The organism is Streptomyces sp. NPDC094032 (assembly GCF_040303965.1).
In the GTDB taxonomy this organism is placed as follows: Bacteria; Actinomycetota; Actinomycetes; order Streptomycetales; family Streptomycetaceae; genus Streptomyces.
This window is the reverse complement of record NZ_JBEOUE010000008.1, coordinates 182106-196221: the sequence shown is the minus strand read 5'-3', so window position 1 is coordinate 196221 and position 14116 is coordinate 182106. Positions and strand designations below refer to the sequence as shown.

The following is a 14116-nucleotide window of genomic DNA, read 5'->3' as shown; positions in this document are numbered from 1 at the left end:
CGGTTCCGGCCGAACCGTCGGGGTCAGGAGGCCGGGTCCTGCCGCGCGTACGGCGCGAACTGCGTCCGGAGGCCGTCGAGCAGAGCCCGCAGCCCCGTGTCGAAGGCGCCCTCGTCGACCTTCTCGCGCCGCTCGGCGAGCAGGTGGGCCTGGCCGAGGTGTGGGTAGTCGGCGGGGTCGTAGGCGGTCTCGTCGTCGACGAAGCCGCGGGCGAAGGAGCCGAGGGCGGAGCCGGTGACGAAGTAGCGCATCAGCGCGCCGATGGAGGTGGCCTGGGCGGGCGGCCAGCCCGCGCGGACCATCGCGCCGAAGACCGCGTCGGCGACCTTCAGGCCGGCCGGGCGGCGGCCGGGGCCCTGGGCGAGGACCGGGACGATGTGGGGGTGGTCGTGGAGGGCGGCCCGGTAGGAGACCGCCCAGTCGCGCAGGGCGGTGTCCCAGTCGCGCGGGTCGTCGGCCGCGAACATCGACAGGTCGATCTTGGCGCTGACCGCGTCCGCGACCGCGTCGAGGATCTCGTCCTTGGTCCGGAAGTGGTTGTACAGCGAGGGCCCGCTCACGCCGAGTTCGGCGGCGAGCCGCCTGGTCGAGAGGGCGGCGAGCCCCTCGGCGTCCACGAGCGCTCCCGCCGTCTCGACGATGCGGTCTCGGCTGAGGAGGGGCTTGCGCGGTCGGGCCATGGCGCACATAGTAGGCCTGGCCATAAAAACTAGCAGTGGTAATTAAATGGGGATGGGGTGGCGCGGTGAATCTGGAGCCGAGCGAGGAGCAGGCGGCCGTACGACGGCTCGCCGAGGACTTCGTCGCCCGTGAGGTCGCCCCGTACGTCGTCGAGTGGGACCGGGCGGAGAACGTCGACCGGTCGATCGTGAAGAAGCTGGGCGCGGTCGGCTTCCTCGGCCTGACGATCCCGGAGGAGTACGGCGGCTCGGGCGGCGACCACCTCTCGTACTGCCTGGTGACCGAGGAACTGGGCCGCGGCGACTCCTCGGTGCGCGGCATCGTCTCCGTCTCGCTCGGCCTGGTCGCCAAGACCATCGCCTCCTGGGGCGACGAGGAGCAGAAGCGGAGCTGGCTGCCGCGGCTCGCCTCCGGCGACGCGATCGGCTGCTTCGGCCTGACCGAGCCGGGCACCGGTTCCGACGCCGGGAACCTCGCCACCCGGGCGGTCCGCGACGGCGACGCGTACGTCATCGACGGCAGCAAGATGTTCATCACCAACGGCACCTGGGCCGATGTCGTGCTGCTCTTCGCCCGCACCAACGACACCCCCGGTCACAAGGGCGTCTCCGCCTTCCTGGTGCCCACCGACACCCCCGGCCTCACCCGCCGCACCATCCACGGCAAGCTGGGTCTGCGCGGCCAGGCCACCGCCGAACTGGTCCTCGACGGCGTCCGGGTGCCGGCGGGCGCGATGCTCGGCCCCGAGGGCAAGGGCTTCTCGATCGCCATGTCCGCCCTCGCCAAGGGCCGCATGTCGGTCGCCGCGGGCTGTGTCGGCATCGCCCAGGCGGCGCTCGACGCGGCCGTGCGGTACGCGGGGGAGCGCGAGCAGTTCGGCAAGCCCATCGCCTCGTACCAGCTGGTGCAGGAGCTGATCAGTGACATCGCGGTCGACGTGGACGCGGCGCGGCTGCTCACCTGGCGGGTCGCGGACCTGATCGACCGCGGCCAGGAGTTCGCCACCGCCGCCTCGAAGGCCAAGCTGTTCGCCTCGGAGGCCGCCGTCCGCGCGGCCAACAACGCCCTCCAGGTCTTCGGCGGCTACGGCTACATCGACGAGTACCCGGTCGGCAAACTGCTGCGGGACGCGCGCGTGATGACCCTGTACGAGGGCACCAGCCAGATCCAGAAGCTGATCATCGGGCGGGCGCTGACGGGGGTCTCGGCCTTCTGAGTATCCGGGGAGTACCCGGGGAGTACCTAGGGAGTACCCGGGGCGCGCCCCCTGAGTATCCGGGCGGATGTGGCACCGGCCACGTCCGCCCGATGCTGTCCGGCATGAGCGACTACCCGGTCAAGCAGCAGCAGAACACCGCCGCCTACTACGTGCAGGCGATCCTCTCCTTCGGCCTCGCCCTCCTGGCCGTGACGGTCGGGATCTACCAGCTCGACGCCAGCGCCTGGGTCCGAGGTTTCCTCGCCGTCGCGGTCCTCTACCTGACCACCTCCGCCTTCACGCTCGCCAAGGTCGTCCGCGACCGGCAGGAAAGCTGAGCCCGTACGCTCTAAGCGCTTGCTCAGCTTCGTTGTATGGTGTTCGTCCCGAAGGCCCGACGAGGAGAGTGCGATGAGCGTGGCGCAGGAGACGCCCGGCGGCGAGGACATGCCGTGGGGCGAGGTCACGCCCGAAGCGGCCCGGCGGCTGCTGGTCGCGGCCGTCGAGGCGTTCGCCGAGCGCGGCTACCACGCCACGACGACCCGTGACATCGCGGGCCGGGCGGGGATGAGCCCGGCCGCGCTCTACATCCACTACAAGACCAAGGAAGAGCTGCTCCACCGGATCAGCCGGATCGGGCACGACAAGGCCCTGGAGCTCCTCCGCGACGCCGCCGACGGCCCGGGCACGGCCGCGGAGCGACTCGCCGACGCCGTACGGTCCTTCGTCCGCTGGCACGCCGAGCGGCACACCACCGCCCGGGTCGTGCAGTACGAGCTCGACGCCCTCGGCCCCGAGCACCGCGCCGAGATCGTGGCGCTGCGCCGCGAGTCGGACGCGACCGTGCGGCGGATCCTCGACGAGGGCGTGGCGGCGGGGGAGTTCGACGTCCCGGACGTGGCGGGCACCACCGTCGCGGTGCTCTCCCTCTGCATCGACGTCTCGCGCTGGTTCAACACCCAGGGGCGCCGGACGCCGGACGAGGTCGGCGCGCTCTACGCCGACCTCGTGCTGCGGATGGCGGGGGTTCAGAAGTAGTAGCGGGAGACCGACTCGGCGACGCACACCGGCTTGTCGCCGCCCTCGCGCTCCACGGTCACCTTCGCGGTCACCTGCACCCCGCCGCCCGCCTCCGTCACATCGGTGAGCACGGCGGTGGCGCGCAGCCGCGAGCCCACCGGTACGGGGGCGGGGAAACGCACCTTGTCGGTGCCGTAGTTGAGCCCCATCTTCATGCCCTCGACGCGCATGATCTGCGGCACCAGCACCGGCAGGAGCGAGAGGGTGAGGTAGCCGTGCGCGATCGTGCGCCCGAACGGGCCCGCGGCGGCGCGCTCCGGGTCCACATGGATCCACTGGTGGTCGCCCGTCGCGTCGGCGAACTGGTCGATCCGCTTCTGCTCGATCTCCAGCCAGTCGCTGTGGCCCAGCTGCTCGCCGACCCCGGCGCGCAGTTCCTCGGCGGAGGTGAAGATCCTCGGCTCGGCCATGTTCCCGCTCCCTCTCGTTCCCGTGATGTCTAAGCGCTTGCTCAGCATGTGGGGGCGGGCGGCCTCCTGTCAACGGAGCGGAACGCCCCTCGCGTAGGCTCGACCGGGTGCCGCAGATTCCCGAGAAGATCCATGAACTCACCGTCGGCCAGCTGTCCGCGCGCAGCGGAGCGGCCGTCTCGGCCCTCCACTTCTACGAGTCCAAGGGCCTGATCAGCAGCCGCCGCACCAGCGGCAACCAGCGCCGCTACGGCCGCGACATACTCCGCCGCGTCGCCTTCATCCGGGCCGCCCAGCGGGTCGGCATCCCGCTCGCGACCGTCCGCGACGCCCTCGCCCGGCTGCCCGAGGAGCGCACGCCCACCCACGAGGACTGGGCACGCCTCTCGGCGGCCTGGCGGACCGAGCTGGACGAGCGGATCAAGCAGCTCGGGCGGCTGCGGGACCACCTGAGCGACTGCATCGGCTGCGGCTGCCTCTCGCTGGAGAACTGCGTCCTGTCCAACCCCGACGACGCGTTCGGCGAGCGGCTGAGCGGCTCGCGCCTGATGCCCGAGAGCAGGGCCTGAGAGCAGGACCCGAGAGCAGGGCCTGAGAAGGAACGGGCGGGGACCCGCCACCCCCGTGGGCGGGCCCCCGCCCGGCTGGTGGCGGGCGGCGTCGCCGCACACTCTGCCCGCGCGGAATTCCGCTGGGCGAGCGGATTTCCCGCCTGCTAGCGTCGTTTCTTTTCAGGGGGCCGGGGCTACGCCGTGATCGGTGCCGCGAGTGCCGCCGACACCAACTGGGCGTTCGAGCGGGCCGGGGTGCCGTCGGGCAGCAGCAGGGTGTCCTCCAGGCCGATGCGGGTGGCGAGACCCAGCCGGCGGGCCAGGCGCAGGAGCGGCCAGGCGGTGTCCCCGGTGCCGTGCAGCAGGACCGGGCGGGCGTGCGGGGAGCGCGACAGGGCGGCCAGCAGGGCCCGGGCCGAGGACTCGGCCGTCGCGGGGGAGGGGTCCGTCACCTCGGCGAGGACGCGCAGCACGCGCGGGGCAAGCGCGGAGCGCAGGAAGCGGGCCGGGCCGTCCGTACCGGAGCGCAGGCAGGCCTCGACGGCGACGCCCCGGCCGAGCAGAGCGGCGGCGAGGGCCTCGGCCCCCGGTTCGTGCCAGTTGACGCAGGCGTGGTCGGGCAGTGTCGTCCAGGCGCGGACCCGGGCGAGCCGGCGCACCGGGTCGCGCTCCGAGCGGACCCCGGTCGTCACGCCCACCGGCACGTCCACGGCCGCGCGGATCGCGGCCAGCGTGTCGGCGAGGACCCGCGGCGACAGGGTGTCGCTGCCGCAGGGCGTCTTGGGATGCACATGCACGTCGTCGGCGCCCGCGGCGACGGCGGCGGCCGCCGCCTCGGCCATCGCGACCGGGGACATCGGCAGCGCGGCCGAATCCCCGGGCCCGTGGCCCCCGTTGAGACAGACCTGGAGCATCACGCCACCGAGGCCAGCCGCGGCAGCGCGTCGCCACGGGTCCGGGCGAGCGCCCGGGGCGTGAGGACCGCGCGGGGTATCAGCACCCCGCAGTCCTCGCACACCGGACCGAACCACGGCTCGTCCCGCAGCTCCGCGCGCCACTCGATGCGCGGCCCCGCGCAGACCGGGCAGTGCTCGCCGGGACCCCGCTTCAGCGCGGCCACCAGCCGCTCCAGCACCTCGGGCAGCGGCTCCTGCGGATGCAGGGCGGGATCGTCGCAGCGGGCCACCCCGTTGCCGCCCCAGATCCGGCGGTGCCACTCGTCGAGCGCGCCGGGCCGGCGCAGCCCGCCGTGTTTCTCCCGCCGCCTGCGCTCGGCGAACTCCTCCTCGTACGCGAGCCACACGGCCCGCGCCTGCTCCAACTCGTCCAGTGCGGCCACCAGCCGCCCCGGATCGGCTTCCCGGTCCTCCGGGCCGAAGCCGTGGCTCCGGCACAGATGGTCCCAGGTCGCCCGGTGACCGTAGGGCGCGAACCGCTCAAGGCACTTGCGCAGCGAATACCGTCGCAAGGCCGTGTCGCTCCCTGGATCACGGACCTGTCTCGCGAGACTCCGGAACCCGGCCATCGTCTGCCCACCTCCGTCGCTGGCACTTCGGCGATATGAGAGGGACGAACGGGAGGCGCTTCGTGTTCCATCGAAAATCGGATGACAGCCGTCGGCGGCCCTCCGACGGCCGGAAGTCACCCCCAGGACCCCACCCGTCGATCAGCCGTTCACCCGCCGAAGCGGCCCGCCCGCGCCACCACCCGCGCCAGCTCCGGGTGGCAGACGTCGCTGTGCTCCGACACCACCTCCGCCGCGTCCACGCTCACGCACCCAGAGCCGGGCAGCCCGTCCCGCAGCACCGTCCCCAGGGTGCGGGCGGTCGTTCCGGGAACGGCCTGAATGCCGTCGTAGCCGATCGCCCACCACCGGCGGTCGTCCTGCCCGAGGACCGCGTCGTCGTCGCGCGAGAGCCGGGAGGCCAGCGGGTAGTACACCCGCAGCGCGGTGTCGTGGCGGGAGTGGCAGGCCACCAGGGGGCCGTCTATCCGGCGCTGGAGGTCGGGCAGGGAGCCGCCCCGGCCGGGGGCGTGCGGCAGCCGGGCGGCGAACGCGTAGTGGGAGAAGGCGCCTTGGAGGAGGGTTACCGACTTGACGCTGCGGGTGCCGTCGGGCAGCCCGAGCAGGGCGTGCGCGACCAGCCGGCCGCCGAAGCTGTGCCCGGCGAGGTGGACGCGCAGGTCCGGCGCCGTACCGGCGAGTTCGCCGAGCAGCGGGCCGAGCCCCCGGGCGCCGACCACGCCCGCGCGGCGCTTCATCGTGTAGTACGTGGCCTGGCGCAGGGCCTCCTTGGCCCCCTTCCACAGCCGCTTCAGCCGGTCTCCCCCGAGCAGCGCCTCAGCGTCCGCCGAGCTGTCCGCGCCGTCCGCGTCCCCCGCGTCCGCGAACGCCCCGTACGTCGTGAGCGGATCGGCGACGAGAAAGGCCGGGACGTCGGAGTCGGCCTCGGCGTCCGCACCGGCATCGCGCAGCCCCGCCCGGTCCGTGTCCGTCAGCTCCCGCAGCAGCGCGCCGAACTCGGCGAACGCCGACTCCCGCGCGGGCTCCGTGCCGACGAGCTCCGCGAGCCGCGCCACGACCGCCGTCTTCCCGGGCACGGCGGCCGTGAGGGAGGCGAAGTCGGGGACCGGCTCGTCGGAGAACATCATCGAGGGCCAGACCACCCCCGCGTACCCCAGCCGCACCCCCGGCCCTTCGAGGCCGGGGAAGGGGGCGAAGAAGGCCGAGTAGAAACGGGTCGCCACGGACGGCGTGTTGTTCCAGCCGTGGGCGAACACCACCAGGTCCGTGCAGCCTTGGCGGGAGAGCTCCGCGAGAGCGGCCGCCTGACCGGCGGGACCGCCGGGGCCCTCGCCGTCCTTGTCGAAGGTGATCTCGCGGTACGGCCCGACACTCATCCCGGTCATGGCCCCGTCCCTCCGCGTCGAGGTGTGCCGTCGGCACCGGGATTCTTCCCACGAGGAGGCACGGGCAGTCGTCAGCCGATGACCCGCGCCGCCGAGATCTCGGGGAAGTGCACGACGGCGTCGTACGCGGTCGACAGCCGCACGTCCGCGACGTCGCCGTCCCAGGGGTATGCCGTGCCGACCGACCGCGTCGGCCGGGCGACGCCCAGCCAGCTCCGGGCGGCCGGGGTCGCGGTCCGCAGGTCCAGCAGGAAGGGGCGGTCCATGACCCGGTCGAGGACGTGCGCGTTGCTGTCGGCGCCCAGCGGGCCGACGGTGAACTCCCGTACGGGTTCGCCCGGAGCCGTCGTGTCGTGCGCGTTGAACGAGCCGCGCCCGAAGGTGGCGCCGATGCTCACGTACCCCGCGCCGAGCGCGTCGCGCAGGAACGCGCCCTGGAGGCGCGGGTACTGCTCGGGACGGGGGGTCTCGTAGCCGATGTGCCCGTCGTGCGCGGACAGCACCATCCGGTCGCCGGTGCGGCGCTGCCACCACACGGTGTTCTCGGCCATGACCCGGTCGCGGTAGAGCATCGCCCGCGCGGTCTCGTCCGGGCCCGCCTGGCCGGTCAGGTCGTACGCGTACTCCGTGCCGACCTGGGCGATGACCCGGGCGTGCTGCACCGCCCACGCGTGCGCCGCGCGGGCCGCGCGGTCCTTTCCGGCCGGCCCCTGCCGCTCCAGGAGGGCGAGCACCCGGCCGACGTCGGCCGCCATGGCCTTGCGCTCGGCGAGCGGCCTGGTCAGGTACGCGTTCATCCAGGCGTCCACCGTGCCCACCGGTCGCGAGCCCCGGTAGAGCTCCTGGACCCGGGGGAGCAGCCGCGGCCGCGTCCGGGCCACGTAGCCGGTGACCTCGTCGAAGAGGTTGGGGCCCGCGTAGCCGAGGTCGTTGCCCATGAAGCGCACCGGGTGCTCCGGGTGGCGCTGGTTGTGCCGCCGCATCCAGGTGAACAGGTCCAGGTACTCCTCGGTGTTCCAGAAGCCGTACGCGTTCTGGAACTCGTCCCGCATGATCTTCCGGATGTCGCCCTTGCCGGAGCGCACGTAGGCGTCGACCAGCAGTCCGGTGCTCCAGTTCGCCTCCAGGGCGAAGGTGGTGAACCCCTGGCGCTCCACGAGCTGTTCGAAGATCCGGTGCTTGGCCTCGAAGAACTCGTGGGAGCTGTGCGTGGCCTCGCCGACGCCGACGACCTTGGCGTCGCCGACGATCCGCTCCAGGGCCCGCACATTGGTCAAGGGGCGCGCGGTGACGGCGAGTTCGCGGGCCGGGTCGGGGCGCCCGGTGTCGCGGGCGAGGGCCGGGGCCGTGGGGGCGAGCAGGGCCGCGCACAGGGCGGCGAGCAGGACGGTCAGGGGGCGGCGGTGGCGTCGTCGTAAGGAAGCAGGGCTCATGGTCCCAGCCTCGCCGCCGGGGGCGGGCCCGGACATCCGGTCCGCCCCCGTGATCGTCCGGGGGTCAGCCCCCCGTCCCCGTCAGTGGTAGAGCAGGTACGCGCGCCGCAGCGCCCGGAACGCCGCCAGGTCCGTCTCCCAGGCCGCCGCCACCTCGTCCGCCGTCGCCCCCGCGTCGATCAGGGTGCGCACCCGGCTCGAACCGGTCAGCTTGTCGATCCAGTTGTCGGCGCGCCAGGCGAAACCGCTCCAGCTCCGCCGCGCGGTGACAAGGAGCGCGATCCCGGTGCGTACCGGGTCGAAGGCCGCGCGGTCGTGGACCATCAGCTGGAGCCCGCCCACGGTCTTCCCCTGGAACTTGGAGAAGGTCGGCGCGAAGTACGCCTCGCGGAAGCGCACCCCGGGCAGTTCAAGGGCGTTCGCCGCCTCCGCCCAGCGGCCGTCGATCCCCTCCGCGCCGAGCAGCTCGAACGGGCGGGTGGTGCCGCGCCCCTCGGAGAGGTTGGTGCCCTCGAAGAGGCAGGTGCCCGCGTAGACGAGCGCGGTGTCCGGCGTCGGCATGTTGGGGCTCGGCGGCACCCACGGCAGCCCCGTGGCGTCGAAGAACTCCCCGCGCCGCCAGCCGCTCGCCGCCACCGTCTCCAGCGCCACCGGCTTTGCGAGGAACTCCCCGTTGAACAGGCGGGCCAGCTCCGCCACCGTCATCCCGTGCGCCTGCGCGATGGGCTCGCGCCCGACGAAGGTCGCGTACGCCCGGTCGAGGACGGGCCCCAGCGCGGCCCGGCCCGTCACCGGGTTCGGCCGGTCGAGGACCACGAAGCGCTTCCCGGCCAGCGAGGCCGCCACCATGCAGTCGTAGAGCGTCCAGATGTACGTGTAGAAGCGCGCGCCCACGTCCTGGATGTCGAAGACGACGGTGTCCACGCCCGAGGCGGTGAACACGTCGGCCAGCGGCTGCCCGCTCTTCAGGTACGTGTCGTAGACCGGAAGGCCGGTCGCCGGGTCGTCGTACCGCCCCTCCGAGCCGCCGGCCTGGGCCGTGCCGCGGAAGCCGTGCTCGGGGCCGAAGACGGCGACCAGGTCGACGCGTTCGTCGGCGTGCATCACGTCCACGATGTGCCGGGCCTCGGCGGTGATGCCGGTCGGGTTGGTGACCACGCCGACCCGCTGCCCGGCCAGCCGCGCGTACCCGTCGGCGGCGAGCCGCTCGAACCCGGTGCGGACCCGGCGGCCCGGCACGCCCTCCCCGCCGGGCCCCGGCGGGGCCGCGTGCGCCGCCGCCGACCCCGTACCGGCCGCCGCCACGGCGCCGAGGGCGCCGCCCGCGGCCAGCAGGCCACGTCTGGACAGGCTCATGCGGAAACCTCCTTGATCGCCTTTCCTGACATGGGCACGCACGCTAGCGCTCCACCGGCCCGCGCGGAACGAGGCGTACCGCCGGAGTCTTCCCCGGCTCCATACCGACCGGTTAGTCTGCCCGCACAGTCGCTACGGAGAGGTGGGCCGCCGATGAGTACGGTGCAGGGCGTCGAGGGGGCCGCTGTGGTCGTCACGGGCGCGGGTGGCGGCATCGGGGCCGCGCTCGCCCGCAGGTTCGCCGCCGAGGGGGCCCGGGTCGTCGTCAACGACATCGACCCCGGCCGCACCAAGGCCGTCGCCGACGAGATCGGCGCCCTCGCCGTCCCCGGGGACGCCTCCGGGATCGTCGAGGAGGCCCGCGCAGCGCTCGGCGGCACCGTGGACGTCTGGTGCGCCAACGCCGGACTCGCCTCGCCCGGCGACGCCTTCGCCGACGAGGAGGTCTGGGCCGCCGCCTGGGACGTCAACGTCATGGCCCACGTCCGCGCGGCCCGCGTGCTGCTGCCCGACTGGCTGGAGCGCGGCACCGGCCGCTTCGTCTCCACCGTCTCCGCCGCCGGACTGCTCACCATGATCGGCGCCGCGCCGTACAGCGTCTCCAAGCACGGCGCGTACGCCTTCGCCGAATGGCTCTCCCTCACCTACCGCCACCGCGGCCTCAAGGTGCACGCCATCTGCCCGCAGGGCGTGCGCACCGACATGCTCACCGCCTCCGGGACGGCCGGTGAACTCGTCCTCGCCCCCACCGCCATCGAGCCCGAGGACGTCGCCGACGCCCTCTTCGACGCCATGGCCGCCGACCGCTTCCTCGTCCTGCCCCACCCCGAGGTCGCCGACTACTACCGGGCCCGGGCGACCGAGCCCGAACGGTGGCTGGGCAATATGAACCACATCCAGCGGAAGTGGGAAGGGACGGGCGCATGAGCGGGCAGGGACGGGACGCCGATGACGGCACGGACGGCGGCCGTACGGGATCGATCTACGCCGCCCGGCCCTGGCTCGGGCGCCTCAGCGCGGCCCAGCGGGCCCCCATCAGCCCGCCCCCCACCGTCCTGCACGCCTTCCGCGCCGCCGCCGCCCGCACCCCGGACCACCCGGCCCTCGCCTACTTCGACGGCCGGATCTCCTACCGCGAGGCCGACGCCCTCTCCGACTCCGTCGCCGGACACCTGGCCGCCCGGGGCGTCGGACGCGGCGACCGGGTCGCCGTCATGCTCCAGAACAGCCCCCACTTCGTCCTCGCCCTCCTGGGCGCCTGGAAGGCGGGCGCCACCGTCGTCCCGCTCAACCCCATGTACAAGGCGGGCGAGGTCGGCCACGCCCTGCGGGACTCCGGCGCCACCGCCCTGGTCTGCTCCGACCGCGCCTGGGACGCCTACCTCCGCGACACCGCCGCCGAGGCCGGCGTCCGGACCGCCCTCACCGCCTTCGAGCGCGAGCTCCAGACCCGCGACGACCCCCGCGTCCTGGGCTTCGAGAAGGCCGCCGCCGACGCCCTCCAGGGAGCCGACGACCTGCTCTCCGTCGCCCGCGCGGGACACCCGGCCCCCGAGGGCCGCGACCCGGCCACCGACGACATCGCCCTGATCAGCTACACCTCCGGCACCAGCGGCACCCCCAAGGGCGCCCTCAACCTGCACCGGGGCATCGTCCACAACGCCGAACGCCAGCGCACCGGCCACCCCGTCCCCGAGGGCGCCGTCTACTTCGCCCTCGCCCCGCTCTTCCACATCACCGGACTCGTCTGCGAACTCGGCGCCTGCTTCGCCAACGGCGGCACCCTCGCCCTCGCCTACCGCTTCGAGGCCGGGGTCGTCCTGGACGCCTTCCTGGAGCACCGGCCCGCCTACACCGTCGGCCCCTCCACCGCCTACATGGCGCTCGCCGCCCACCCGGCCGCCACCCCCGGCCACTTCTCCTCGTTCCTCGTGATGAGCTCCGGCGGCGCGCCCGTGCCGCCCGCCCTCGTCGAACGGTTCCGCGCCGGCTTCGGCCCGTACCTGCGCAACGGCTACGGCCTCACCGAGTGCACCGCCCCCTGCGCCTCCGTGCCGCCGCAGGCCGAGGCGCCCGTCGACCCCGCCTCCGGCACGCTCTCCGTCGGCGTCCCCGGCCCCGACACCGTCGTGCGGATCCTCGACGAGCACGGCGCCGAGGTCCCGTTCGGCGAGCAGGGCGAGATCGCCGTCCGCGGCCCCCAGGTCGTCCCCGGCTACTGGCGGCTGCCCGAGGCCACCGCCGCCACCTTCCCCGACGGGGAGCTGCGCACCGGCGACATCGGCTTCATGGACGCGGACGGCTGGCTGTACGTCGTCGACCGCAAGAAGGACATGATCAACGCCTCCGGCTTCAAGGTCTGGCCGCGCGAGGTCGAGGACGTCCTCTACACCCACCCGGCCGTCCGCGAGGCCGCCGTCGTAGGCGTCCCCGACGCCTACCGGGGCGAGACGGTGAAGGCGTACGTGAGCCTGCGGCCCGGCGCCGATGCGGGCCCCGCCGAGCTCTCCGCCTACTGTGAGCAGCGGCTCGCCGCGTACAAGTACCCGCGCGAGGTCGAGATCCTGGCGGAGCTCCCCAAGACGACAAGTGGGAAGATCCTCAGGCGGGACCTGCGGTCCCGGACGTGAACACCGGCACGAGCGCCGGCATGGACGAAAGAAGGCGGAGCATGGCCAGGACGACGGACGGCAACGGGGTCCCCGTCCCCCAGAGGCTGCTCGCCGCCGCCACCCGGCTCTTCGCGGAGCAGGGGTACGACCGGACCTCCGTCCAGGAGATCGTCGAGGCCGCGGGCGTCACCAAGGGCGCGCTCTACCACTACTTCGGCTCCAAGGAGGACCTGCTCCAGGAGGTCTACGCCAGGGTGCTCCGCCTCCAGCAGGAGCGCCTCGACGCCTTCGCGGGCGCCGACGCCCCGGTGGAGCGGCGGCTGCGGGACGCCGCCGCCGACGTCGTCGTCACCACGATCGACAACCTCGACGACGCCGCCATCTTCTTCCGCTCCATGCACCACCTCAGCCCGGAGAAGAACAAGCAGGTACGGGCCGAGCGCCGCCGCTACCACGAGCGGTTCCGGGCCCTGATCGAGGAGGGCCAGCAGGCCGGGGTGTTCTCCGCGGCGACCCCCGCCGACCTGGTGGTCGACTACCACTTCGGGTCGGTCCACCACCTGTCCACCTGGTACCGCCCCGACGGCCCGCTCACCCCGCAGCAGGTGGCCGACCACCTGGCCGACCTCCTGCTGCGGGCCCTGCGCCCGTAGGCAGGTCCGGCGGGCTCAGAGGTACTTCTTCAGCTCCCGGCGCGCCAGCGACCGCTGGTGCACCTCGTCGGGCCCGTCCGCCAGCATCAGGGTGCGCGCCCCGGCCCACAGCTCGGCGAGCGGGAAGTCCTGCGAGACCCCGCCGGCGCCGTGCAGCTGGACCGCCCGGTCGATGATGTCGACCACCGCGCGCGGGGTGGCGATCTTGATGGCCTGGATCTCGGTGTGGGCGCCCCGGTTGCCGACGGTGTCCATCAGCCAGGCCGTCTTGAGGACGAGCAGCCGCAGCTGTTCGACCGTGACCCGGGCGTCCGCGATCCAGTTCTGCACGACCCCCTGCTGGGCGAGGGCCTTGCCGAAGGCGGTACGGGAGACCGCGCGCCGGCACATCAGCTCGATGGCCCGCTCGGCCATGCCGATCAGCCGCATGCAGTGGTGGATGCGGCCGGGGCCGAGCCGGGCCTGGGCGATGGCGAAGCCGCCGCCCTCCTCGCCGATCAGGTGCGTGGCCGGGACCCGGGCGCCGTCGAAGACCACCTCGGCGTGGCCGCCGTGGGAGTGGTCCTCGTAGCCGTACACCCGCATGGCGCGGCGCACCTCGACGCCGGGGGTGTCGCGCGGCACCAGGATCATCGACTGCTGGCGGCGCTGGTCGGCGGCGTCCGGGTCGGTCTTGCCCATGACGATGAAGATCCGGCAGTCGGGGTTCATCGCCCCGGAGATGTACCACTTGCGCCCGTCGATGACGTACGCGTCGCCGTCCCGCCGGATCCGGGTCTCGATGTTGGTCGCGTCGGAGGAGGCCACCTCGGGCTCGGTCATGGCGAACGCCGAGCGGATCTCGCCCGCGAGCAGCGGCTCCAGCCACTGCTTCTTCTGCGCCTCGTCGCCGAACTGGGCGAGCACCTCCATGTTCCCGGTGTCGGGGGCGGCGCAGTTGAGGGCGGTCGGCGCCAGCTGGGGGCTGCGGCCGGTGATCTCGGCGAGCGGCGCGTACTGGAGGTTGGTGAGCCCCGCCCCGTACTCCTCGTCCGGGAGGAAGAGGTTCCACAGCCCCTGGCGCTTCGCCTCGGCCTTCAGGTCCTCGACGACCGCCGGGGTGTCCCACGGGGAGGCGAGCCGGGCCCGCTGCTCGTGGGCGACGGCCTCGGCGGGGTACACGTGCTCGTCCATGAAGGCGAGGAGCCTGGCCCGCAGTTCCTCGGTGCGGGCGTCGTACGCGAAGTCCATGA

14 protein-coding genes and 1 pseudogene are annotated in these 14116 nt (G+C 73.5%); 7 read left to right on the top strand and 8 right to left on the bottom strand.

Annotated features, from left to right (window positions below):
* Window positions 1-23: 23 nt before the first annotated feature.
* The gene (locus ABTZ54_RS14725) at window positions 24-680 is read right to left on the bottom strand and encodes a TetR/AcrR family transcriptional regulator (protein WP_351662116.1); all 657 of its coding nucleotides are present in this window, start codon (window positions 678-680) and stop codon (window positions 24-26) included.
* Window positions 681-745: 65 nt separating this feature from the next.
* Here ABTZ54_RS14725 and ABTZ54_RS14720 point away from each other — a divergent pair, with 65 nt between their 5' ends.
* The 3 genes and pseudogenes from ABTZ54_RS14720 to ABTZ54_RS14710 all read left to right on the top strand — a co-directional run bounded on the left by ABTZ54_RS14720 (window position 746) and on the right by ABTZ54_RS14710 (window position 2917).
* Complete coding sequence (locus ABTZ54_RS14720) at window positions 746-1897, top strand: acyl-CoA dehydrogenase family protein (RefSeq protein WP_351662113.1); 1152 nt, start codon at window positions 746-748, stop codon at window positions 1895-1897.
* A gap of 104 nt (window positions 1898-2001) precedes the next feature.
* Window positions 2002-2214 (top strand): annotated as a pseudogene (locus tag ABTZ54_RS14715) (YiaA/YiaB family inner membrane protein); the annotation flags it as partial.
* 76 nt (window positions 2215-2290) lie between these two features.
* Window positions 2291-2917: a TetR/AcrR family transcriptional regulator gene (locus ABTZ54_RS14710; protein ID WP_351662110.1), complete on the top strand. Its 627-nt coding sequence runs from the start codon at window positions 2291-2293 to the stop codon at window positions 2915-2917.
* Here the strand turns inward: ABTZ54_RS14710 and ABTZ54_RS14705 are convergent.
* Window positions 2908-3369: a MaoC family dehydratase gene (locus ABTZ54_RS14705; protein WP_351662107.1), complete on the bottom strand. Its 462-nt coding sequence runs from the start codon at window positions 3367-3369 to the stop codon at window positions 2908-2910. The genes ABTZ54_RS14710 and ABTZ54_RS14705 overlap by 10 nt on opposite strands.
* 107 nt (window positions 3370-3476) lie before the next feature.
* Here ABTZ54_RS14705 and soxR point away from each other — a divergent pair, with 107 nt between their 5' ends.
* Window positions 3477-3938, top strand: coding sequence for a redox-sensitive transcriptional activator SoxR (soxR, locus tag ABTZ54_RS14700; RefSeq protein WP_351662104.1), 462 nt, complete (start codon window positions 3477-3479; stop codon window positions 3936-3938).
* Window positions 3939-4114: 176 nt separating this feature from the next.
* Here the strand turns inward: soxR and ABTZ54_RS14695 are convergent, their stop codons facing one another.
* The 5 genes from ABTZ54_RS14695 to ABTZ54_RS14675 form a co-directional block, all read right to left on the bottom strand.
* On the bottom strand, window positions 4115-4834 hold the full coding sequence (locus ABTZ54_RS14695) for a 3-keto-5-aminohexanoate cleavage protein (protein ID WP_351662101.1): 720 nt from the start codon (window positions 4832-4834) through the stop codon (window positions 4115-4117).
* On the bottom strand, window positions 4834-5445 hold the full coding sequence (locus ABTZ54_RS14690; RefSeq protein ID WP_351662098.1) for a hypothetical protein: 612 nt from the start codon (window positions 5443-5445) through the stop codon (window positions 4834-4836). Before ABTZ54_RS14690 ends, ABTZ54_RS14695 begins: the two co-directional genes overlap by 1 nt.
* Before the next feature lie 149 nt (window positions 5446-5594).
* The gene (locus tag ABTZ54_RS14685; RefSeq protein WP_351662095.1) at window positions 5595-6830 is read right to left on the bottom strand and encodes a serine-threonine protein kinase; all 1236 of its coding nucleotides are present in this window, start codon (window positions 6828-6830) and stop codon (window positions 5595-5597) included.
* 71 nt (window positions 6831-6901) lie between these two features.
* On the bottom strand, window positions 6902-8263 hold the full coding sequence (locus tag ABTZ54_RS14680; protein ID WP_351662093.1) for an erythromycin esterase family protein: 1362 nt from the start codon (window positions 8261-8263) through the stop codon (window positions 6902-6904).
* Between the two features lie 81 nt (window positions 8264-8344).
* A complete protein-coding gene (locus ABTZ54_RS14675; RefSeq protein ID WP_351662090.1) occupies window positions 8345-9619 on the bottom strand; it encodes an exo-beta-N-acetylmuramidase NamZ family protein in 1275 nt (424 codons plus the stop codon).
* A gap of 153 nt (window positions 9620-9772) precedes the next feature.
* Here ABTZ54_RS14675 and ABTZ54_RS14670 point away from each other — a divergent pair, with 153 nt between their 5' ends.
* From ABTZ54_RS14670 to ABTZ54_RS14660, 3 genes are read left to right on the top strand one after another with little or no spacing between them, the layout of a single operon-like run.
* Window positions 9773-10546, top strand: coding sequence for an SDR family oxidoreductase (locus ABTZ54_RS14670; protein WP_351662087.1), 774 nt, complete (start codon window positions 9773-9775; stop codon window positions 10544-10546).
* Window positions 10543-12249: an AMP-binding protein gene (locus ABTZ54_RS14665; RefSeq protein ID WP_351662084.1), complete on the top strand. Its 1707-nt coding sequence runs from the start codon at window positions 10543-10545 to the stop codon at window positions 12247-12249. Before ABTZ54_RS14670 ends, ABTZ54_RS14665 begins: the two co-directional genes overlap by 4 nt.
* Window positions 12250-12290: 41 nt before the next feature.
* On the top strand, window positions 12291-12884 hold the full coding sequence (locus tag ABTZ54_RS14660; protein ID WP_351662081.1) for a TetR/AcrR family transcriptional regulator: 594 nt from the start codon (window positions 12291-12293) through the stop codon (window positions 12882-12884).
* A 15-nt stretch (window positions 12885-12899) separates the two neighbouring features.
* Here ABTZ54_RS14660 and ABTZ54_RS14655 read toward each other — a convergent pair whose 3' ends face one another.
* Window positions 12900-14114, bottom strand: a complete 1215-nt coding sequence (locus ABTZ54_RS14655; protein WP_351662078.1) for an acyl-CoA dehydrogenase family protein — start codon at window positions 14112-14114, stop codon at window positions 12900-12902.
* Window positions 14115-14116: the final 2 nt, after the last annotated feature.

Bases quoted from the DNA above. Each gene is read 5' to 3' on its own strand.
- ABTZ54_RS14710 (WP_351662110.1), top strand. From the start codon at position 2,291: ATGAGCGTGGCGCAGGAGACGCCCGGCGGCGAGGACATGCCGTGGGGC.
- ABTZ54_RS14675 (WP_351662090.1), bottom strand. From the start codon at position 9,619: ATGAGCCTGTCCAGACGTGGCCTGCTGGCCGCGGGCGGCGCCCTCGGC.
- ABTZ54_RS14655 (WP_351662078.1), bottom strand. From the start codon at position 14,114: ATGGACTTCGCGTACGACGCCCGCACCGAGGAACTGCGGGCCAGGCTC.
- ABTZ54_RS14685 (WP_351662095.1), bottom strand. From the start codon at position 6,830: ATGACCGGGATGAGTGTCGGGCCGTACCGCGAGATCACCTTCGACAAG.
- ABTZ54_RS14660 (WP_351662081.1), top strand. From the start codon at position 12,291: ATGGCCAGGACGACGGACGGCAACGGGGTCCCCGTCCCCCAGAGGCTG.
- ABTZ54_RS14680 (WP_351662093.1), bottom strand. From the start codon at position 8,263: ATGAGCCCTGCTTCCTTACGACGACGCCACCGCCGCCCCCTGACCGTC.
- ABTZ54_RS14690 (WP_351662098.1), bottom strand. From the start codon at position 5,445: ATGGCCGGGTTCCGGAGTCTCGCGAGACAGGTCCGTGATCCAGGGAGC.
- ABTZ54_RS14705 (WP_351662107.1), bottom strand. From the start codon at position 3,369: ATGGCCGAGCCGAGGATCTTCACCTCCGCCGAGGAACTGCGCGCCGGG.
- ABTZ54_RS14695 (WP_351662101.1), bottom strand. From the start codon at position 4,834: ATGCTCCAGGTCTGTCTCAACGGGGGCCACGGGCCCGGGGATTCGGCC.
- ABTZ54_RS14665 (WP_351662084.1), top strand. From the start codon at position 10,543: ATGAGCGGGCAGGGACGGGACGCCGATGACGGCACGGACGGCGGCCGT.
- ABTZ54_RS14725 (WP_351662116.1), bottom strand. From the start codon at position 680: ATGGCCCGACCGCGCAAGCCCCTCCTCAGCCGAGACCGCATCGTCGAG.
- ABTZ54_RS14670 (WP_351662087.1), top strand. From the start codon at position 9,773: ATGAGTACGGTGCAGGGCGTCGAGGGGGCCGCTGTGGTCGTCACGGGC.